The 19,641-nt window shown below is 33.8% G+C and carries 18 protein-coding genes; 10 read left to right on the forward strand and 8 right to left on the reverse strand.

Features of this window, described 5'->3' with window-relative positions; all coding sequences use genetic code 11:
- Nucleotides 1-21: 21 nt before the first annotated feature.
- Nucleotides 22-708, reverse strand: coding sequence for a LytR/AlgR family response regulator transcription factor (locus tag Z054_RS29370; protein ID WP_035093678.1), 687 nt, complete (start codon nt 706-708; stop codon nt 22-24).
- Entirely contained in the window at nt 705-1,826 is a 1,122-nt protein-coding gene (locus Z054_RS29375) for a sensor histidine kinase (RefSeq protein ID WP_084050614.1), read from the reverse strand. The genes Z054_RS29370 and Z054_RS29375 overlap by 4 nt, the downstream gene beginning before the upstream one ends.
- A 203-nt stretch (nt 1,827-2,029) precedes the next feature.
- Here Z054_RS29375 and Z054_RS0126285 point away from each other — a divergent pair, with 203 nt between their 5' ends.
- Together Z054_RS0126285 and Z054_RS0126290 are read left to right on the forward strand one after the other, a co-directional pair.
- Entirely contained in the window at nt 2,030-2,353 is a 324-nt protein-coding gene (locus Z054_RS0126285) for a YbjQ family protein (RefSeq protein WP_024772970.1), read from the forward strand.
- 3 nt (nt 2,354-2,356) lie between these two features.
- Nucleotides 2,357-3,037: a CPBP family intramembrane glutamic endopeptidase gene (locus Z054_RS0126290; RefSeq protein WP_024772971.1), complete on the forward strand. Its 681-nt coding sequence runs from the start codon at nt 2,357-2,359 to the stop codon at nt 3,035-3,037.
- Between the two features lie 99 nt (nt 3,038-3,136).
- Here the strand turns inward: Z054_RS0126290 and Z054_RS0126295 are convergent, their stop codons facing one another.
- Nucleotides 3,137-3,844, reverse strand: coding sequence for a LytR/AlgR family response regulator transcription factor (locus tag Z054_RS0126295; protein WP_024772972.1), 708 nt, complete (start codon nt 3,842-3,844; stop codon nt 3,137-3,139).
- A 1-nt stretch (nt 3,845) separates the two neighbouring features.
- Nucleotides 3,846-4,922 carry a sensor histidine kinase gene (locus tag Z054_RS0126300; RefSeq protein WP_084050627.1) on the reverse strand — a complete coding sequence of 359 codons (1,077 nt, stop codon included), beginning with the start codon at nt 4,920-4,922 and terminating at the stop codon, nt 3,846-3,848.
- A 224-nt stretch (nt 4,923-5,146) separates the two neighbouring features.
- On the opposite strand from Z054_RS0126300, the gene Z054_RS0126305 reads away from it, so the two are divergent.
- From Z054_RS0126305 to Z054_RS0126320, 4 genes are read left to right on the forward strand one after another with little or no spacing between them, the layout of a single operon-like run.
- Nucleotides 5,147-6,049 carry a DUF5050 domain-containing protein gene (locus Z054_RS0126305; RefSeq protein WP_024772974.1) on the forward strand — a complete coding sequence of 301 codons (903 nt, stop codon included), beginning with the start codon at nt 5,147-5,149 and terminating at the stop codon, nt 6,047-6,049.
- Between the two features lie 47 nt (nt 6,050-6,096).
- Nucleotides 6,097-8,052: a serine hydrolase domain-containing protein gene (locus Z054_RS31190; protein WP_024772975.1), complete on the forward strand. Its 1,956-nt coding sequence runs from the start codon at nt 6,097-6,099 to the stop codon at nt 8,050-8,052.
- Between the two features lie 60 nt (nt 8,053-8,112).
- Complete coding sequence (locus Z054_RS0126315) at nt 8,113-8,994, forward strand: TolB-like translocation protein (protein ID WP_206538816.1); 882 nt, start codon at nt 8,113-8,115, stop codon at nt 8,992-8,994.
- Between the two features lie 40 nt (nt 8,995-9,034).
- Entirely contained in the window at nt 9,035-9,928 is an 894-nt protein-coding gene (locus tag Z054_RS0126320; RefSeq protein ID WP_024772977.1) for a TolB-like translocation protein, read from the forward strand.
- A gap of 12 nt (nt 9,929-9,940) precedes the next feature.
- Here Z054_RS0126320 and Z054_RS0126325 read toward each other — a convergent pair whose 3' ends face one another.
- Together Z054_RS0126325 and Z054_RS0126330 are read right to left on the reverse strand one after the other, a co-directional pair.
- Nucleotides 9,941-11,056: an ABC transporter permease gene (locus Z054_RS0126325; RefSeq protein ID WP_024772978.1), complete on the reverse strand. Its 1,116-nt coding sequence runs from the start codon at nt 11,054-11,056 to the stop codon at nt 9,941-9,943.
- Nucleotides 11,057-11,092: 36 nt separating this feature from the next.
- On the reverse strand, nt 11,093-12,013 hold the full coding sequence (locus tag Z054_RS0126330) for an ABC transporter ATP-binding protein (protein ID WP_024772979.1): 921 nt from the start codon (nt 12,011-12,013) through the stop codon (nt 11,093-11,095).
- A 266-nt stretch (nt 12,014-12,279) separates the two neighbouring features.
- Between Z054_RS0126330 and Z054_RS0126340 the strand changes: the two genes are divergently transcribed.
- Both Z054_RS0126340 and Z054_RS0126345 read left to right on the forward strand, forming a co-directional pair.
- Nucleotides 12,280-12,975, forward strand: a complete 696-nt coding sequence (locus tag Z054_RS0126340) for an aspartate/glutamate racemase family protein (RefSeq protein ID WP_024772980.1) — start codon at nt 12,280-12,282, stop codon at nt 12,973-12,975.
- 111 nt (nt 12,976-13,086) lie between these two features.
- Complete coding sequence (locus tag Z054_RS0126345; RefSeq protein WP_035093679.1) at nt 13,087-13,938, forward strand: LamG-like jellyroll fold domain-containing protein; 852 nt, start codon at nt 13,087-13,089, stop codon at nt 13,936-13,938.
- Nucleotides 13,939-14,004: 66 nt separating this feature from the next.
- Here the strand turns inward: Z054_RS0126345 and Z054_RS0126350 are convergent, their stop codons facing one another.
- Entirely contained in the window at nt 14,005-14,700 is a 696-nt protein-coding gene (locus Z054_RS0126350) for a LytR/AlgR family response regulator transcription factor (RefSeq protein WP_024772982.1), read from the reverse strand.
- A gap of 4 nt (nt 14,701-14,704) precedes the next feature.
- Nucleotides 14,705-16,336, reverse strand: coding sequence for a histidine kinase (locus Z054_RS0126355; RefSeq protein ID WP_024772983.1), 1,632 nt, complete (start codon nt 16,334-16,336; stop codon nt 14,705-14,707).
- 301 nt (nt 16,337-16,637) lie between these two features.
- Between Z054_RS0126355 and Z054_RS0126360 the strand changes: the two genes are divergently transcribed.
- The gene (locus Z054_RS0126360) at nt 16,638-17,543 is read left to right on the forward strand and encodes a TolB family protein (protein ID WP_051473940.1); all 906 of its coding nucleotides are present in this window, start codon (nt 16,638-16,640) and stop codon (nt 17,541-17,543) included.
- 22 nt (nt 17,544-17,565) lie between these two features.
- Nucleotides 17,566-19,383, forward strand: coding sequence for a serine hydrolase domain-containing protein (locus Z054_RS30645; protein WP_024772985.1), 1,818 nt, complete (start codon nt 17,566-17,568; stop codon nt 19,381-19,383).
- Nucleotides 19,384-19,641 lie beyond the last annotated feature (258 nt).

Raw genomic sequence — 19,641 nt, forward strand, 5'->3', positions numbered from 1 at the left:
ACGAATAATAGCAATTATAAACTAGAGCGTATTACTTTTATAAGTAAGTCCAATGGGAACCGTATGATTATCTATTAAAATTTTATTTCTTTCTATAACCTTAATTTTATCTATAGCTATTATAAAAGATTTATGTACTCTTAAAAAGCCTTCATTTTCAAGAAATTTTTCATAATACGATATCTTTTCACGGCTAATAATCATTTCATTTTCTAGATATAATTTTGTGTAATTACCATAGGCTTCTAAATACAAGATATTACCTGTATTAATATGATGTTGTTTTTTGTTGCCTTTCACAAAAAAATTAAACGATTCCATTTTTGAGGTGATGACGTTTTTTGATACCAAAGAAACTTCATTTTTAACTGCTTTATTAACTGCTTTCACCAAACGGTCAAAGCTAAAGGGTTTTAATAGATAATCGATTACGTTTAACTCAAAGCCTTCAATAGCAAACTCTTTATAGGCAGTAGTTATTATTACTTTGGGAGGATTGGTTAATGTTCTTAAAAAATCTAATCCTTTTAACCTTGGCATGTTTATATCTAAAAACATAAAATCAGCCGTGTTTTCGTTTAGAAACTCTATAGCTTCCATAGCACTATAGCAGCTTTTTACTAATTTTAGATGTGGAAGCATACTGCAATATTCTTCAATAACTTCATGAGCCAAAGGTTCATCATCAATTATAATAAAGGTATTCATATAGAGATTTTTAATTTAGTTTTAAAAACATTTCCTTGTTTTATAAACTCAAGTTTATGTGCTTTTGGATATAGTAAAGATAATCTACGTTTCAGGTTTGTTATTCCTATCCCTTTATGTTTTATCTCAATGTTTTCTTCAAAATTATTTTCAATTAAAAAATAGATAAAGTTATCATCATTCGTTAAGCTCATTTTGATATAAGCATTTTCCGAAACTACTTCAATTCCATGTTTAAAAGCATTTTCTAAAAGATTAATAAATAACAAAGGTGGTATCATTAAACTTTCATCTATTAAATGATTAAATTCTAGTGTTATGGGCTTTTTATAACGAATTTTATGCAATTCCATATAATTTTCTAAATACGCAATTTCGTCACTAATAGAAACCATGCTTTTTTCGCCTTCATAAATGGTATAGCGCATCATTTCAGATAATTTTAAAATTACTTCAGGCGCTTGTTTTGAATTTTTTAAAGTAAGGGCATATAGATTGTTTAAGGTATTAAAGAAGAAATGAGGATTTAATTGACTTCGTAAATGTAGTAACTCTGCTTGGGTTTGTTCGTTTTTTAATCGAATAGTACTATAAAGGTGGCCTATTAAAACTTCTATTAGAAAAACAAATAGAAAGATGAAGTAATAAGGGTCTAAAATTTCTCCAAAGGGCTGGTATTGATATAAAACAGAAACGATTAAAAAAACGGTAACTGCTATAAAAAGCATACGAAAAAAAAATCGTGGTAATCCCCATTTTTTTATGATATAACTACCATTTCTATATCTAAAATCAAAATATACATGCACATATAGAAACATTAATGACTCTGCAAAAAAAAGCAAAAGTAGCATCCTTTTTGGGTATGATTCAGTACTGCCAGAAATACAAACTACAGTTAAAAGTATAAGAACTATTGTCTTATTATATTTTAACCATGGATTTTTTTTTTGCAGAGCTTTCACCTTCAAAAATAATATGGTGAAACCAAAATAAATTGATGTTAGTAGCAATAGTCTTCCGGTATTCCCTAAATCGTTCATTATTCCTAATACGCCAAATACGATGCAAAAAAGTACGTAAATACTATACATATCATGTTCAAAAGTCTGCTTCATAAAGAACAATAATACTTAAATAATACTAAATGGAAATATAAAATGGCCAACATATAGTATTGAAGTATAAACAGCATAAAAAATGACATGAACTATAGCTTGAACTCATTCTTAATATATGTGATTTAAAAACTTAGACGTATGTCATATTATTTTTTGATAGCAAGTTCATTTATATAAGTTAGCTGAAAAATAGAAATAATATGATAGTATGCACAACAGAAAACATTCCTAATAAAGAGATTATAGAGGTTATAGGAATTGTTAAAGGAAGCTCCGTTAGAGCACGTAATTTAGGTAGAGATGCTGTCGCATTAATTAAAAATGTGGTTGGTGGTGAGATTGATGAATATACTAAACTATTAAATCAATCAAGAGAGCAAGCCATAGAACGATTAATTACCCAAGTTACTAATTTAAATGCTGATGCTGTGATTAATATTCGATTTTCTACAGCTATGGTTGTACAAGCTACATCGGAAATACTGGCTTATGGTACTGCTGTAAAATTCAAAAAACAAGAATAAATTATGGTTACAACAGCAAATGAACCAAATTCAAAAAACTATCTATTAGACTTGGTTATTTACATAGCAATTATGTTTTTAATTAGGGAAACATTTATTCCTAATACGCATTATCTTGTAACTGGTTTTTTATATTCTGGCACTACCTTAATAGTAGCAACTTGGTTAATGAAAAGAAGAGGTGTTACTTGGAAATCTATCGGATTACGAAGACCTAAAAACATTAAAAAAACGTTTTTAAGAGCAGGTGTAATTTTTATTACCATAATAGCCACATTACTCATTTTTAATCTTATTCAAGATTCTCTTTCGGTCGTTAAAGAGAGTAGTGAGGCAGCTAAAGGTACTCATACAGGACACTCATTGAGAAATGGAGATTATGGTTACTTTTTCTCTATCATCATTTTTGTATGGATACAATCTGCTTTAGAAGAGCTTTTAGAACGTGCTTTTTTAATTACTTGGATAGAAAAATTTTTGAGAAAAATACCGTTCAGAACAGCAATAGCAATTATTATACAAGCCTGCATTTGGGGATTTAGGCATTCATATGATATTTCTGAGCGTTCTATATCGGTTGCGCTAATCGGAATTATTATGGGCATTGCTTATGTGAAGCTCAATAGAAATTTATGGCCTGTCATAATAGCCCATTGCGCTATGAATACTATGTCTATGATATAAAAGACATGATTCCTGAGTTATCGCACTAAGCTTGTTTACACTGAGCCTATCGAAATGCTGAAGTACTGTCGAAGGGTGACAATTAACAGTCGAACACTATTAATTCTTAATTGACTTAATAATTTCTTTATAGGAGGCACCAATCGGGATTTCCATACCGCCAAGTAAAACAACATCTTTTGCAGTTAAGGAAGCAATTTTTCTGGTGTTAATAATATAGGAACGATGAACCCTCAAAAAATAAGAAGGTAGCTTTTGAACAAAAGAACTTATTTTATCTTTTGTAATTATGATGTCGTTTGCAATATGTATTCTCACATAGTCTTTAATGCTATCTATAAACAGAATGTCGTTAAACTCTATTCTAATCATCCTTTTATTTGAATTAACAAAGATGTGATCTAATGTCTTATCCACCTCTGATGATTCTTGGGAGGTGGATGGGGTTGTTGTATTCAATGCCTTGTATTTATTGATAGATTTATAAAATCGAATAAAAGATATTGGCTTTAATAAATAATCAATGATATCCAATTCATAACCTTCCAAAGCATATTCTCTGTAGGCTGTTGTTAATATAACTTTTGGTTGTATACTCGTATTTTTTATAAAGTCGATACCTGTAACCACAGGCATTTGGATATCTAAAAACAATAGATCAATGGTAGCATTTTGAAGAAAATGTCCAGCTGTTATAGGGTTATCAAATGTAGATACAAGTTCAAGGTCTGGTATTTCCATTATGTGTTTTTCAAGTACTCTAATGGCTAGCGGCTCATCATCTACGACCATACATTTTATTCCCATATTACTTTAAATTAATGTTTAATACTATCTGAAAATCATTGTCTGTTTTGGTGCTTTTCAGGTCATAGTTATTTTTATAGTTCAGTTCTAATTGTCTTTGTGCATTAGAAAACCCAATTCCAGAATGTGATTCATTTCTCGTATCGTCTTGTCTGTTTTGGGGTAGCGTATTAAAAACTGTAAAGCATAGTTGATCTTGGTTTGTGGTTAATTCAATTTGAATTAACGAGTCCTTGAGATTATTACTGGCACCGTGTTTAAAGGCGTTTTCGACAAATGATATCAGGATTAAGGGGGCTATCATTACGTCGGGAGAATGAAGATGGTATGTAAAGTTCAATGTTAACTTATTGCCATAACGTAGTGATTCCAAATCTATATAATCCTGTATAAAGGCAATTTCTTTTTTTAATGGAACTTCAGCATCTTTACACCGATAAAGCATATAATCTAGCATGTCTGATAGTTTTAAAACAACTTCAGGAGCTTTTTCAGATCGATCTAATGTTAATGAATACAAATTATTTAATGTATTGAACAAAAAATGCGGATTTGTTTGCGCTTTTAAAAATTTAAGTTCCGTGTTCGCTTTTTCTTTTTGTAAAACTTCCAGTTGATGACGTTCTTCAAAACGGTCCTTAACTACCTTAGTCATAAGCATTAAAAAAACAAATACATAGACAGATGGAAAATGAACAACTGCCAAGTGAAATGGATCTGATACTATCTCTATCAAGTTTTTTTCTACGTAGTATTTAGGAATAAAAAATTTAGTTAAGTACATACTTGAAAGCTTTGAAATAACTAAAAACACATATGCAGATATCAAAAAAGAGAATCCAAACTTGAGGTATTTCTTTTTAAATAAAAGTTTGGGTACCTGGTAGTAGACTAAAAAATAACTTGCTAATAATTGGGCAGGTAAAAAGCTTAAACTAGAGTTTACTGTCTTTTCGATGCTTCCATCATTTAATGCAGCCAATATGGGCAAGCTTATAAACAATAAAACCCAAAACATGAGGTGTGAAACAACTCTATTCTGAATGATCCAATCGATCAAGTTCTTTCTTTTGACCATAGCGTATAAATATATAAAATATGAACATAGTATTTCTTTTAAAAAGACGAATCTCAATAATCTATTGCCAAAATCACACTTTCTACAGAATTAAGAATAGTATCCGTTACTAATAGGTTTATGTCAGTTCGAAGATATCGTTCGTCTATTTTAGAATTTTTCATTTATCCTATTCGATACGTTTGTTTAGTAGTATTACTCAAATATTATTAAAAAGTAAGAATATGAAGTATATAAAAACTATCTGCATCCTTTTACCTTTCCTTTCTTTTTTGGTTGGTTATAGTCAGAACAATAAAAAAACTGAATCCACATCCTATACAATTGCATATTCATCAAAGGAAACCGGTGATTCAGAAATTTACCTGACCGATAGTAAAGCTGAATCAAAAACTAGAACCACTAATCGCCCTGGGAGAGATGGTTATATAGCTTGGTCTCCTGATGGAAAACGTATCACTTCTTATGGCTATTACGATGGAGGAAACACATGGTCTATTCATACCATGAATAGTGATGGTACAAACATGAAACGATTAACGCATGCAAAAAACAAATGGGATAATTCACCTACGTGGTCTCCTGATGGAAAAAAAATTGTTTTTGCAAGAGATTATCAAGATTCGGAAGAAGTTTGGAGGGCAGAACTTTGGATTATGAATTCAAATGGTAGTGAACAGGCTCAAATAAAACCACTGAATGGTGGAGGACCATATTTTACTCAAGAAGGGAAACTCGTCTTTCATTCCATCTTTCATTCCAATAGTGAAGAAATTTGCATAGCCAATATTGATGGCAGCAACGTGACTAAGTTAACCAATAATAAAGCTAAAGATTTGCATCCTGAAGTTTCTGCCGATGGTAAACAAATAGTTTTCATGTCTAATAGAGATGGAAATCATGAAATTTATGTAATGAATATAGATGGCGCCAATCAAAAACGATTAACAAATAATGATGTTGATGATTGGAATCCTTCCTGGTCTCCTGATGGTTCTAAAATAATTTTCCAATCCTCAGATGAGAATGGAGAAAAACATGTCTATATGATGAACAACGATGGTTCCTCAGTAGAAAAATTTATAAATAACGCTTTTGATGCAGTTTGGTTAAAAACACGAAAATAACAGTGGTTGTGTAAGGTTAAACGATTTAGAATTTAAAAGATAAAACAATGAAAAACATAACACGATTACTCTGTTTAATTATACTTTTAATAACAAGTATTAGTTTTGCCCAACAAAGTGATAGCCCCGCACCAGAGGCTACAGCTGCCGAAGCCGAAATATCGTTCTGGGATTTACCATATCTCAAAGAAGCTTTTGTCGATACAACACCGGCAGACAGAAAGGATGGTCTAGAAGTTGGTGAATTGGGCGTTAATGGCGGCAATAAAGACATGATTATCAAGCTGGCCGAGGAGATCGCCGATAGTATGCACGGTCTCTACGACAGCATGTTAATAACCCACAAAAGCAAGCTCTTATTTGAATCTTATTACCGGCGTGGTCGCGTTAACCTGGCCGGCGACCAAGCATCAGCCGCTAAAGCCTACACCAGTTTGGCATTGGGTCGTGCTATCCAGTTGGGCTATCTAACAATGGCCGATCTGGATAAGCCCCTAGTTAGTTTTCTGAAAGATCTGGATCCAACAAAATTTGTTGAGGGCGCAGAAAAAATCACGCTCCATAAGGCATTGACCATGCGTGGGGGGCTTCGCATCAGTGAAGAACAGAGAAAAGAATTCGAGAAAAATCCAAACAAACTAAAAGGCCAAGGCCAAGTTCAGACCCTTCTTGAGCATAGCGCGCCTATTACCTTAGCGTCTCAGAATTATTCATATGGGAACTTCAACCCAACCTTGGTAATGCAAGTCATTGAGGCCGTCGTGCCTGGCACTGCACAGGATTTTATCAAAAATGAACTTCTCGACAAAATGGACATCACGAATTATGACTGGCAGACTGCCGTTAGCGGCCTTCCAGAAGCTGGTTGGCGTGTGAGCATGACATCACGAGATATGGTCAAGTGGGGAACTTTGTCCATCAATAAAGGCAAATGGAATGGTGAACAACTAATTTCAGCAAAATTTTTAGCTAAGGCCACCAGTAACATTATTAAACCTACTGAAGATTGGCAATCCGACAGCTATAATTATGGTTATTTTTTCTATCAAACAAATATAACAGTTGGTGATAAAAACTATGATGCCACTTTCGCTTGGGGTGGTGGCGGACAATATATTATCACCGTTGATGAACTTGACTTAGTTGTTGTGATTACTGGTCATGATAGGGAAGATACTATATTTACTCAGGTTTCAAAAATCATCCTACCTGCGTTTGTTAAAGATCAATCCTCAGTTTTAGAAAGCCCCTATCTAGGTCAAAAACCACCAGGCTTTATTCCTGAATTATTTGCTCCGGATATTATTAAAACAGAGTTTAGAGAAGGAGCTTATGCCTTTACTCCCAATTTAAAAGAATTCTATTTCCGCAGAAGGGGAGGGAAATATAAAAATAATACGTTGGTTGTCATTCAATACAAAAAAAATAGATGGATAGAGTCTGTTGTGGCACCTTCGGGGGTACCATCTATTTCTCCTGACGGTAAGATTATGCACTTGGGAAACAAATATAGGGAGCGAACCAACTCTGGCTGGTCAGAGGTAAAAAGTCTTGATACTCCTTTCAAAGAGATCCCTATCATGCTCCTTACCACTTCATCTAAAGGAACTTACTATTTTGATGAGGCAACTGAAACAGGTCCAATTCGTTATTCACGATTAATAAACGGCAAACGTGAAAAGCCAAGAACAATTAATATTGAGATGGGAAATTGGAACGCCCACCCCTTTATTGCTCCGGATGAATCGTATTTGATCTGGGATGATCAAAGAGAAGGCGGATATGGTGATAATGATTTGTACATTTCTTTTCGACAAAAAGATGGTTCATGGGGTACTGCCATAAACCTAGGAGATAAGATAAACTCAGAATTCGAAGATTCACTCGGGAGTATAACAGCAGATGGAAAATATTTCTTCTTTGTTAGATCTTTTGGTGGTGACAAAGCAGATATATTCTGGGTAGATGCTAAGATTATCGAGAATCTCAGACCTAAATCATAATCCACACAATAAATTACCAAGAATAAAAAAGATTGAACAATGAAAAAGGTACATTTTATTTTGCTACTTATATTGGTACTAGTTTTTAATTCTTGCACTACTAAAAAACAGCACTCAACAGCTACTACTTTACCAACTATAGAAAGTCCCTATTTTGGACAAAAGCCACCAGGTTTAATTCCTGAACCTTTTGCTCCTGGTATGGTTACGACAGAGGAATGGCAATGGAGTGGTGCCTTCACACCCGACCTAAAAGAATTTTATTTCATCAGAGAAGTTGGAGAAACAGAGGAGGATAAAAAAATGAAATTTGTTGTTATTCAAAATAAGAATAATAAGTGGCAGGAGTCGGTTATATCACCTAGAGTGGGAGAACCCTTTATATCACCTGATGGTAAGACCATGCACTTGGGTACAAGATATAAAGAGCGTACGGAAACTGGCGATTGGTCAAAGATAAAAAGCCTTGATGTTCCATTTAAAGACTTCCCAATCATGCTCCTTACAGCTTCCGCTAAAGGAACCTATGTTTTTGATTCAATGGGAGAAGGTATTCTTCGTTATTCAAGATTAATTGATGGAGAACGTGAAGAACCTAAACAGTTTGGTAAGGAGATAAATACTGGAAGATCGAACGCCCACCATTTCATTGCTCCCGATGAGTCCTATATTCTTTGGGATGGTAGAAGAGATAGCGGATATGGTAATGCTGATATCTATATCAGTTTTCAACAGCAAGATGGTTCATGGGGTGAGGCTATTAACTTGGGCGACAAGATAAACACAGAGTCTTCAGAAGTGGGTGCATTTGTGTCGCCAGACGGAAAATATCTTTTCTTCAATAGAAATGTAGGTAAAACAAAACCAACTGATAGATATGATGATGTAGATATATTCTGGGTAGATGCTAAGGTTATCAAGAATCTCAGACCCAAATCATAATCCACACAATAAATTACCAAGAATAAAAAAAGATTGAACAATGAAAAAGGTACATTTTATTTTGCTACTTATATTGGTACTGGTTTTTAATGCTTGCACTACTAAAAAACAGCAAGCAACAGCTACTACTTCATCATCTATAGAAAGTCTCTATCTTGGTCAAAAGCCACCAGGTTTAATTCCAGAACCTTTTGCTCCCGGTATGGTTACGACAGAGGGGTGGGAAGTGAGTGGTGTTTTCACTCCAGATATGAAGGAGTTCTATTTTATTAGGAATAATGAGGAAACCAAAAAACAAGAACTCGTTGTTTTTGAATATCAAAATAACGAGTGGCAGGAATCTGTTGTATCGCCCAGAGTGGGAACTCCATTTATCTCACCCGATGGTAAGACCATGCACTTGGGCAGAAGTTATAGGGAGCGTACCGAAGCTGGAGGCTGGTCAGAGTTAAAAAAACTTAGTTCCTCTTTTGAGGAGATAGAGATCATGCGTCTTACAGCATCATTAAAAGGAACCTATGTTTTTGATGAGATAGGCATGCCAGACGGAGATGGCGTTATTCGGTATTCACGCTTAATAGACGGGAAACGTGAAGAACCTAGGTCTTTTGGTAAAGAGATTAACACAGGAAGAATGAATGCTCACCCTTTTATCGCACCAGATGAATCCTATTTGATATGGGATGGCAGAAGAGAGAGTGGATATGGTAATTCTGATATTTATATCAGTTTTCGGCAGCAAGATGGTTCATGGGGAGAGGCTATTAACATGGGAGACAAAGTAAATACCAAGGGGTGGGAAGCGGTTGCCTGCGTGACACCAGATGGTAAATACCTTTTCTTTAATAGGAATATGACCCCAGGCAATTACGACAATGTAGATATATTCTGGATAGATGCTCAGATTATTGAGGCGCTCAGACCTAAAAAATAACCTGAAAATACATTATTCTATCGCTATAATATTCTTTTTAAACAATACTGTAGAAACCAAAGTCATTCCCAAACCAATAGCTAATAGAATTCCCATTTTAGGAAGAATAGTTATGAAAGGTAATTGTCTCCAGAAAATATCAAAGAAACCTTCAATCCCCCAATAATTCACACTAATTACTGCAATGTTTTGCATAAATTCTGGCATCATGCTAATCGGAATCATACTTCCTCCAATTGCTGACATCAGAATGATAATAATGGTACTCATTCCTTGTAATTGTTGACGTGTTTTTACCGTAGATACTAAGAAAACTCCAAAACTAGAAACTGCAAACGAGATGCATAAAATTAATACTACTAATGAGATTGCATCCATAAAAATAGGTAACCCGAATGCCATCCAGGCAAAGACAAACATGGTAGTTAATTGTAAAATAGAAACTACCATGGCTGTTCCCATTTTTGCTAATAAAATGTCCAATGGTCTTACAGGGGCAATTAATAAACGCTTTAAAGTACCTGCGTCTTTTTCATCTAACAATCCGCCACCAATAGCAGCGATACTAAATAACAACATCATAATTGCTGTTCCTCCTACGGCTTGTACCAAACCAGGATGCGCTTTGGTAGAACTCTCTTTGATTAACGAAGTCGTTTTTAACTTTACATTGTTAATCACATCTACTTTTCCTAAATGATATTTAAACCCTTCTTTTAAAACTGTATGTACAATTCGCATCTGTAAATCTCTTGCCGCGTCGTATTTTAGTTCGATAGGCAAGTCTGTATCTGCTTTGACAGCATCCGAAAATCCTTTTTCAAAAATTAAAGCGGCTACATTTTTCCCTTTTCTAACAAGATCTAAGGCTTTCTCTTCTTCAGAAGCAATCAAACGAATAGTCGGCATGCCATTCAATTTTGTAATCAATTCTTGAGAAGCCATTGTAGCATCTTTATCCACTACCAAAACTCCTAAAGGTTTTGGAGCACTTTTCTTTTTTGCAACACCACCAAATGCAAATGCAAATAGTGTAATCATAATAATAGGCAATAGAAAGGTAATCAGGACTCCTTTTTTGTCTGAGAAATATAATCTTAGATCTTTTTTTAAAATAGTAATAAACATGATGGTTGATTTTGTAATTGGTGAATATGAAGATGATTAATCTCTTAATTGTTTTCCTGTTAGGTTTAAAAAGATCGCTTCTAAGTTTACTTTATTCAGTCGTATGTCTTTGATACCTAATTGCAATTCATTACACGCTGTAATCACTTTAGAAAGTTCTTTCACCGTAATTTCTACCAACAACTTGTTTTTGTTTTGTGTCATTGAATAGGATAGTAGTTTTCTTAGTAGATTTACATTGTTTTCAGAAAGGAAATTAAATTCTAACTCAATGCTTTCTTTCGTTGGCACCATTTCTTTTAATTGAGATTGTGTTCCTTGTGCGATGATTTTTCCTGAGTCTATAATCGCAATACGATCACACAAACGTTCTACTTCTTCCATATAATGTGTGGTATAAACAATGGTCATTCCTTGTTTATTTAAGGTTTCGATGACTTCAAAAATATGATTTCTACTTTGTGGATCGATTCCCACAGTAGGCTCGTCCATAAACAATACTTTCGGATGATGTAGCAATGCTGCAGCAATATTGATTCTGCGTTTCATTCCCCCTGAATAGGTTTTGATCAAATCTTTCTTTCGATCTAACAATCCAATCAATTCTAGGGTGGTATGGATTCTTTCTTTCAATTTTTTGGAAGGAATTCCATATAAATTCCCCCAGAACAATAAATTTTTATACGCAGAAAGGTCTTCGTATAGGGATATCTCCTGAGGTACAACACCAATCAAATGTTTACATGCTGAAGAATTTTCATTACTGTTTTTACCATCAATATGAATAGTTCCTGCATCACTTTTTAAAATAGTACTCATCATATTGAGTGTGGTAGATTTTCCAGCACCATTAGGACCTAAGAATCCGAAGATTTCTCCTTTTTTAATGGTAAAACTAATATCGTTTACAGCTTGTATGTTTTGAAATGATTTAGAAAGGTTTTGTACTTGAATCATAGATCGTTTTGCTTATTGATTATTCAAATGTCGTGAGCACATTGCTATCTATAAAAATGATTTTACTGAATTGTATTTTTTTAAGGATGAATTGTGGTTTTGTTTTGGTACGACATGATATTAAAGATGGAGAATCTTTGAAATTGATTGATGTGGGAATGTATCTACGTAATTGAAAAAATATCAACTACGATCTCAAAAGGATTCAATTAGCTTTTGGTTAAAGTTTTCATACCATAACTAATTTTGATAGAAATAAGATAACTATGAAAACAATAGGATTGATAGGAGGGATGAGTTGGGAATCATCAAAACTATATTATGAGTTTTTAAATACCAAAACAAAAGATATATTAGGCGGTTCTCATTCTGCAAAATGTATTATGGTTTCAGTCGATTTTGCAGCTATAGAACGATTGACTTTCAAAGGCGATTGGAAAGCTATAGGAGAACTAATGAAACGAGCTGCACAACAGTTAGAAAGGGCAGGAGCAGATATTATTTTGCTTTGTACAAACACTATACATTTAGTAAGTCATTATATTTCTGAAAATGTGAGTATTCCGTTTATGCATATTGCTAGAACCACTGGTGAATCTATCAAAAGCTTAAGTTTAAAAAAAGTAGCATTATTAGGTACAAAGTTCACTATGGAAAAAGATTTTTATACCAAAACATTGAGTAACGATTTTGGGCTTGAAATTTTAATTCCTGATACAAGTGATAGACAAGTTGTCCATGATATTATCTATAATGAATTAGTTAAAGGGCAGTTTACGAGCGCTTCAAAGCAAAAAATTATTGAAGTCATAAAAGAACTACAAAAACAAGGCGCACAAGGTGTTATTTTAGGGTGTACAGAATTACCTATTCTAATTTCAGAATTAGACATAGCTATTCCAATATTTGATACAGGAAAAATTCATGCTTATAAAGCTATAGAATGGAGTATAAATAATTAATGTGGATTTGATGTTTGTTAAGATGACCTGAATAATTTTAGTACATCCAATATAATTTCAAAATAAAACAGCATGGCAGATGCTATGAATATTAATCTTTAATCAAAAATCATGAAAATAACTATGCTTTTATCTATATCTAGAGTATTCTTTTTTCTCTTTACAATTGTTTCTTTTTCGCAAAATAAACAATTAAAAGACCATGTACTTTTTTACAGTTCTTTTGACGCAAAATTATCTGCAGATGTATCTGTTGGTGATGCAATGATATATACAGCCGAAAACTATAAAAAAACAGAAAATGCCAAAACTGGTTTGCACAACCCAAATGTTGTTTTAGCTAAAAACAAAGGCCTTACAGGTGATGCACTTCATTTTAAAAAGGCAAACACCTCTGCTATTTTTTACAAGGCATATAAAAACGTTGGATACAGTAGTAAATCATGGAGTGGTACCATATCATTTTGGTTGCAATTAGATCCAAACAAAGATTTAGCACCAGGCTATTGCGACCCAATATGTATTACAGATGTTAGATACAATGATGCCGCCTTATGGGTAGATTTCACCGATCATGATCCAAGAAAATTTAGATTAGGAGCTTTGGGAGATTTAGAAGTTTGGAATCCGGAAAACAAAAATGATGATACGAAGTGGGAAAAACGCACTGTTACAGTAAAGAAACCTCCTTTTGAGAAGGGAAAATGGACACACATTGCTATTACGTTTTCAAAAGTTAATACAACAAAATCTACATTCAGGTTATATCTAGATGGTCAATTTAAAGGTGTTATAAAAGATGTTAACGATCCTTTTACATGGGAAGCAGAAAAAGGAAAAATTATGCTAGGTTTAGGATATATTGGCTTTATGGATGAGCTTGCAGTTTTTGATAAGCCACTAAATCTTAAAGAAGTGAAATCTGTTTTCGAACTAAAAAATGGATTGAAAACTTTATTCTAAAATGTTTCTTCTACAATGTTAATGAAACACTTTTTATGCAATAAGTTTGCACTGAGCTTGCTGAAGTCAAACCCACTTCGCTTTTATGTCTTTGTACTTTGTTCTTCCAATAGGGATAAGTTCTCCATTTTTTAGCTCGGCCATATATTTGCTGCCGGATTTTACGACAATTTCCTTTACTTCAGACATCTTCATTAAGTATGATTTATGAATACGTTCAAAAGTAGGTGATAATAGTTGTTCTAGCTTTTCGAGCGATTTATCATGTAGTTCTTTTTTTCCATCTGCTAGAAAAAGTTCGGTATAGACACCAGCTCCTTTTATGTAAAGCAAATTTTCAATGGGTATGAGCTGTATCCTGTGTCTTCCTTTTATAGCTAAATATTTGATTTTATTTTCTGGTTTTTCTTTCGTGATAGCCCGGTTGAAAGCCTGCTTCAACCGATCTCTGTTAAAAGGTTTAGGTACAAAATCTAAAACCCCATATTCAAAAGCAGTAATTGCCTGATCTTTGTAGGCAGAAATAACTATTGTATGAAAGGATTGGGAAACTACTGTAGTAAGCAGGTCAAAACCATTCTCACCATTAAGATTCAGATCCAGGAGAACAAGATCCAATGAATGAGTTTCAATATACGCCAATGCCTCATGCAGTCTGTTAATATGGGTTAGCGATTGTAAGGCATCGCCAAAAATATCACGTGTCATTCGTTCAATTCTTTTGGCTATTCTTGATTCATCTTCAACGATTAAAATATTCATATTCTTAGGAATAAATTTTTAGGGTGTTTTTCCAACCATGATTTGTTGGTTCAGAGGTGAAATTCCATTTCGAATGATAACTCTCTATAAGTCGAGCCTTTATGTATTTCAGCCCTGTACCTTCTTCTCTATTATTTGTTGCTCGCTCCTCAATAGCAGCAAACGTCAAAAATGTATAACACTTATAATGGCTATTCGATTCAAAAATAAGCTTAAATTTGATACTATTATCTTCTAGAGGCAAGCTGTGTGTAATTCCATTTTCCAGTAGGGTGTGAAGAATGGCAGGAGGTATTTTTTGCTCAGCGTCTATGCCTTCTTCTTCCCAGGAATAGTTTATTTCTTTTCGGTACTCCATAATCTCAAGATGTGTAAGACATAGTTCTATTTCTTGAGAAATGGGGATCAATGTTTGATTTTCTATCTGGTTAAAAAGATCAAATTCTTTGGCTAACGCTTCTATAAACAAAACTCCTTTCTGGGGTGCTTCTTCCACCCAATCTATTAATGAAGTCAGGGTGTTCATTAAAAAATGAGGTTGAATATTCTTTTTAAGTAATTCCAGACGCAGTCGCGTGGATTGAACTAAAGAATTTTCATAAGCCAGGCGTTGTTCTTTGATTCTGAGGGAAAGCAAATAAAACATTCCCAGAAGGATAAGGCTGAAACCTGCGAATAGGCTTTTGTTAAAGGGAGTGACAAAACCTATAGGCACGGATAGTAGGAGGGTCAGCAGTACGAGACGAGCACCTTTCATCTTTTTATAAACCCCAAACACCACAATCCCAAATGAAAAAACCCACATGCTCAAAGCCATATTATTGGTAGTCAATTCGATGACATGTTTTGATAGAAAAAAGAACAATAGAACGCCCGTATAAATGGTCAGTAGCAATTTTCGTTTGGAGAAAGGAAACTGCATTGAAAAATAGAACGGAATCAAAAAAGAGATTCCGAACATTAGAAAACTTATGATCTGAAGACGTATGACATGGAGACTGTAATGGATGGGTACATATGCTTTACTGAACTCCGCCAGAATCAGGATAAAAAAGAGAAAACAGCTAATGCTGAAAATTAGTGTGGCATATTCCTTTTTGTCACTTAGAAACAGAAAAAGAAAATAGAAAGAAGCGATAAGAAAGGCTCCTGCAAAAAGATGCATATAGGAAGATTCGATGAGTCGATCGATTAGTAGATCATCATAATAGTCTATCTCTAGCACCTTTATTCTTGTATGATTTGGAAAATAATAAAGACTTGATCGTAGCGCCAATAGATGTTCTCCCTCTTCTGTTAGATGAGTAGGAATGCTAAAGTTTACCCACATTTCACCTTCAGGACCAAGTATTGCTTCTTGCCCAGGGTTCCCATTTTCCCCAATCAAAACTCCATCCCAAAAAACCTCATACTCTCCATAGGCATGTAACTGAAGACCATATGGGTGTAATGATTCTGAGGTTTTTAAAATATCAATTTTAGTTCTGGACCAGAAAACCTTACCATCCGGCACTAATCTTATGCGTTTTCTCCAGTTCTGATCATTCAAGTTCTTCGAGGCCCATTCTTGTTGATCTCCAATCTGAAATACAGTCTCGTATTTCTTGTAAATAGAACTTTGAGAGCAAGAGGTCACAAGTAGCAATACTAAAAGAAAACAAGGCAAAAATCTCAAGTTCATTTTGAAGTGGTTTTACAGATGTAAGCTAATCATTATCAGGTGATTTCTTTGAGTAGTTCATTAATACATAGAGCAGTTGGCAAATTTTGCATTGAATTCATGAGAGAAAAATACAACTTTTGTATGATAAAAAACCATGAAAAATACATTGACACTGACAAAAGAGGGCTATTCCAAATAATTTTGAATACTAATAGTTACAAAAAAAATGACTTAACCTGAAGAGACACTCTAAATATACTAAAGGGAGGAAAATATGAAAACTAATAATTTGAAACCAGTAAAAACCTTAACTTTTGTGACTTTGTTACTTGGCTTGATTGCTTTTTGTCAGGAAAGTGACAAATCTAAACCAACTTCCTATACGATTGCTTATTCAGCAAAAGAATCAGGTAATGTAGAAATTTATCAAAGAAATACTGAAGGTAAATCAACTACTGAAAGTACAAATGAGAAAGGTGGCTATTTAGCTTGGTCTCCTGACGGAAAACACATCGCTTTTTATTACAAATATGATGATAAAAAAACATGGTCTATTCATACCATGAATAGCGATGGTACAAATAGGAAACGATTAACTTATGAAAAAAACAAATGGGATAATTCACCTACTTGGTCACCTGATGGTAGAAAAATTGTTTTTTCAAGAGAATATAAAGATTCGGAAAAAAATTGGCAGCAAGAAATTTGGATTATGAATTCAGATGGTAGCGAACTGTCTCAAATAAAATCACTAAAAGGAGGTGGTCCTTATTTTACACCAGATGGCAGAATAGTCTTTCACTCAGAATTCAAAGATAAAAAAAGTGAGATAAGCATCGCAGATATTGATGGTAACAACATAATTCAGTTGACAAATAATGAAGCTGAAGAGTGGCATCCAGAGGTTTCACCAGATGGTAAGCAAATCGCTTTTATGTCTGATAGAGATGGAAATTATGAAGTTTATGTGATGAATATTGATGGGTCTAATCAAAATCGATTAACAAATAATGATGTTGGTGATTGGTATCCATCATGGTCCCCTGATGGTTCTCAACTGATATTTTCGTCACTTAGGGATGGAGAAAAAAGCATTTATATTATGAACAAAGATGGTGCTGAAGTAAGAAAAATCATAAGTAATGCTTCAAGTCCCGCATGGTTAAAAATCATTCTATAAACAGCTGTAAGGTTTTATAAATATGAAAAGTAGTATCACAATTCTTTTAACCATAATTCTTTTTCAATCATGTGCAGAAGAATCAAATACTAATGCTACAATTGATTTAATTAAAAAGGTGGAAACTGGTCTCACAACTCGGGTACATATAGACGGTGATTCTACATGGTCTATAGAAGAACGCATGGAACATTATGGAATTCCAGGTGTGAGTATTGCAGTTATACACAACGGTGAAATTGCATGGTCAAAAGGCTATGGTGTGATGGATAAAGAAAGTAACACTCCCGTGACCGAACAAACACTTTTTCAAGCATCGAGGCTTAGTATGCCTGTTACTGCGTATGGTGCATTACGTCTTGTGGAGCAAAATAAAGTGGAATTGGATGAAAACATCAACAGCTATTTAAAATCTTGGAAATTGCCAGAAAATGAAATCACAAAACAAAAGAAGGTCACCACTAAAAACCTTTTAAACCATTCTTCCAGAACAACTGCTCATTATCTTTTAGGATATAACACAGACTCAACCGTACCAACACTTTTAGATATATTAAATGGTAATCCTCCTGCTGAAAATGAGCCAATCATAGCTGAAGAACCAGACGAAATTATTTATATCTCGGACGGTGGCTATGCAATCATTCAACAAATGATGATGGATATTGAGGGTAAGAAATTTCCAGAGCTTATAAACGAATTGGTGTTACGCCCTTTGGAAATGAACAACAGTACTTTTCATCAATCGTTGACTACAGAGCAATTGACCAAGGCAGCAACTGGTTATTTGCCAAATGGTTCAGATAAAAGAGATGTTCACCCTGCTATGGCTGTAAACGGATTATGGGCAAATGCAGAAGACCTTGCAAAATTTATTATCAACATACAGCAAACCTTAAAAGGTAAGAGTGCTAAAGGCTTATCAAAAGAGATGACAGCGTTAATGCTTACACCCTATGGAAAAAGAAGCCCTGAATCAAAATTTGAATATGCATTAGGGTTTCAACGTCTTGACAAGAAAGATGAAACTTACTTGAGGCACTGGGGATGGGATGACGGTTTTTACAATGAGATGGTGGCCCATAAAGACAAAGGCTATGGTGTCATTGTATTAACGAATTCTACTTTTCCGGATTTTAATGCTGAAGTGATTCGCTCTGTAGCCCTGGCGTATGATTGGGATAATTATGTTCCGGTACATAAAAAAACAGAAATTGAACAGTCTTTAGTCGATAAAATTAATGGTAGATATATGTTCAATGGTAGGATTGTAGAAGTTTTTCAAAAGGACAATCTACTGTTCTATAAAAATATACTTGATGTGCAAGCAGAAGAACTAGTCAAAATCTCGGATAGCATTTTTGTTAAAAGAAATACTAGTCGACTTATTCAATTCAAACCAAATTTAGAGAATGAAACGGTTAATATGCTTTCTATTTATAGAGACGATAGTACTATAGCTTCAACTTTTGTTAAGATGGATACTGATAAAAAAGAACCAGTGGAATTCCTTCTTGAAGGTGACTTTGAGAAAGCACTTAAAGCATATAAAATCAGAAAAGAACATGACGCTACTTATCTTACAGTTACTGAAGATTACTTAAATGATCTAGGCTATAGTTTTTTTCGTGAGGATAGAATGAAATTATCACAAGATGTTTTCAAAGTGAATATGATGCTCTATCCAGATAGTTATAAAGTATATGATAGTTATGCAGAAGCCTGTGCAAAAATTGGAGAAATTGATATGGCAATTTTAAATTATACTAAATCACTTGAATTAAATTCTCAAAATAACCGCACCAGACAGAAAATTAAGGAATTGCAAAAAAGTGAATGAAACCAAATTTTATATAATACATATACTATCTAGACCTACAAATCTTCATAATTTTTGTGCAAAAGCGGTATATCAATGACGAAATGGTTTTATCATTTAATTGTTGTGTTTATCCAATTTAAGGTGCTAAACATGGATTATGCTATATTTTTATTCAACATTTAATTAAAGCCTTTTAATAAAAAATCATTCAATAAAAAATCATTATATGAAAAATATTATTTCAGTTCTTTTAACCATAATTCTTTTTCAATCATG

Source organism: Aquimarina macrocephali JAMB N27 (genome assembly GCF_000520995.1).
Classification (GTDB): domain Bacteria; phylum Bacteroidota; class Bacteroidia; order Flavobacteriales; family Flavobacteriaceae; genus Aquimarina; species Aquimarina macrocephali.

What these genes read in the sequence shown, in the direction of transcription:
- Z054_RS29370 (WP_035093678.1), bottom strand. Translation starts at nt 708, where the DNA reads ATGAATACCTTTATTATAATTGATGATGAACCTTTGGCTCATGAAGTT.
- Z054_RS29375 (WP_084050614.1), bottom strand. Translation starts at nt 1,826, where the DNA reads ATGAAGCAGACTTTTGAACATGATATGTATAGTATTTACGTACTTTTT.
- Z054_RS0126285 (WP_024772970.1), top strand. Translation starts at nt 2,030, where the DNA reads ATGATAGTATGCACAACAGAAAACATTCCTAATAAAGAGATTATAGAG.
- Z054_RS0126290 (WP_024772971.1), top strand. Translation starts at nt 2,357, where the DNA reads ATGGTTACAACAGCAAATGAACCAAATTCAAAAAACTATCTATTAGAC.
- Z054_RS0126295 (WP_024772972.1), bottom strand. Translation starts at nt 3,844, where the DNA reads ATGGGAATAAAATGTATGGTCGTAGATGATGAGCCGCTAGCCATTAGA.
- Z054_RS0126300 (WP_084050627.1), bottom strand. Translation starts at nt 4,922, where the DNA reads ATGGTCAAAAGAAAGAACTTGATCGATTGGATCATTCAGAATAGAGTT.
- Z054_RS0126305 (WP_024772974.1), top strand. Translation starts at nt 5,147, where the DNA reads ATGAAGTATATAAAAACTATCTGCATCCTTTTACCTTTCCTTTCTTTT.
- Z054_RS31190 (WP_024772975.1), top strand. Translation starts at nt 6,097, where the DNA reads ATGAAAAACATAACACGATTACTCTGTTTAATTATACTTTTAATAACA.
- Z054_RS0126320 (WP_024772977.1), top strand. Translation starts at nt 9,035, where the DNA reads ATGAAAAAGGTACATTTTATTTTGCTACTTATATTGGTACTGGTTTTT.
- Z054_RS0126325 (WP_024772978.1), bottom strand. Translation starts at nt 11,056, where the DNA reads ATGTTTATTACTATTTTAAAAAAAGATCTAAGATTATATTTCTCAGAC.
- Z054_RS0126330 (WP_024772979.1), bottom strand. Translation starts at nt 12,013, where the DNA reads ATGATTCAAGTACAAAACCTTTCTAAATCATTTCAAAACATACAAGCT.
- Z054_RS0126340 (WP_024772980.1), top strand. Translation starts at nt 12,280, where the DNA reads ATGAAAACAATAGGATTGATAGGAGGGATGAGTTGGGAATCATCAAAA.
- Z054_RS0126345 (WP_035093679.1), top strand. Translation starts at nt 13,087, where the DNA reads ATGAAAATAACTATGCTTTTATCTATATCTAGAGTATTCTTTTTTCTC.
- Z054_RS0126350 (WP_024772982.1), bottom strand. Translation starts at nt 14,700, where the DNA reads ATGAATATTTTAATCGTTGAAGATGAATCAAGAATAGCCAAAAGAATT.
- Z054_RS0126360 (WP_051473940.1), top strand. Translation starts at nt 16,638, where the DNA reads ATGAAAACTAATAATTTGAAACCAGTAAAAACCTTAACTTTTGTGACT.
- Z054_RS30645 (WP_024772985.1), top strand. Translation starts at nt 17,566, where the DNA reads ATGAAAAGTAGTATCACAATTCTTTTAACCATAATTCTTTTTCAATCA.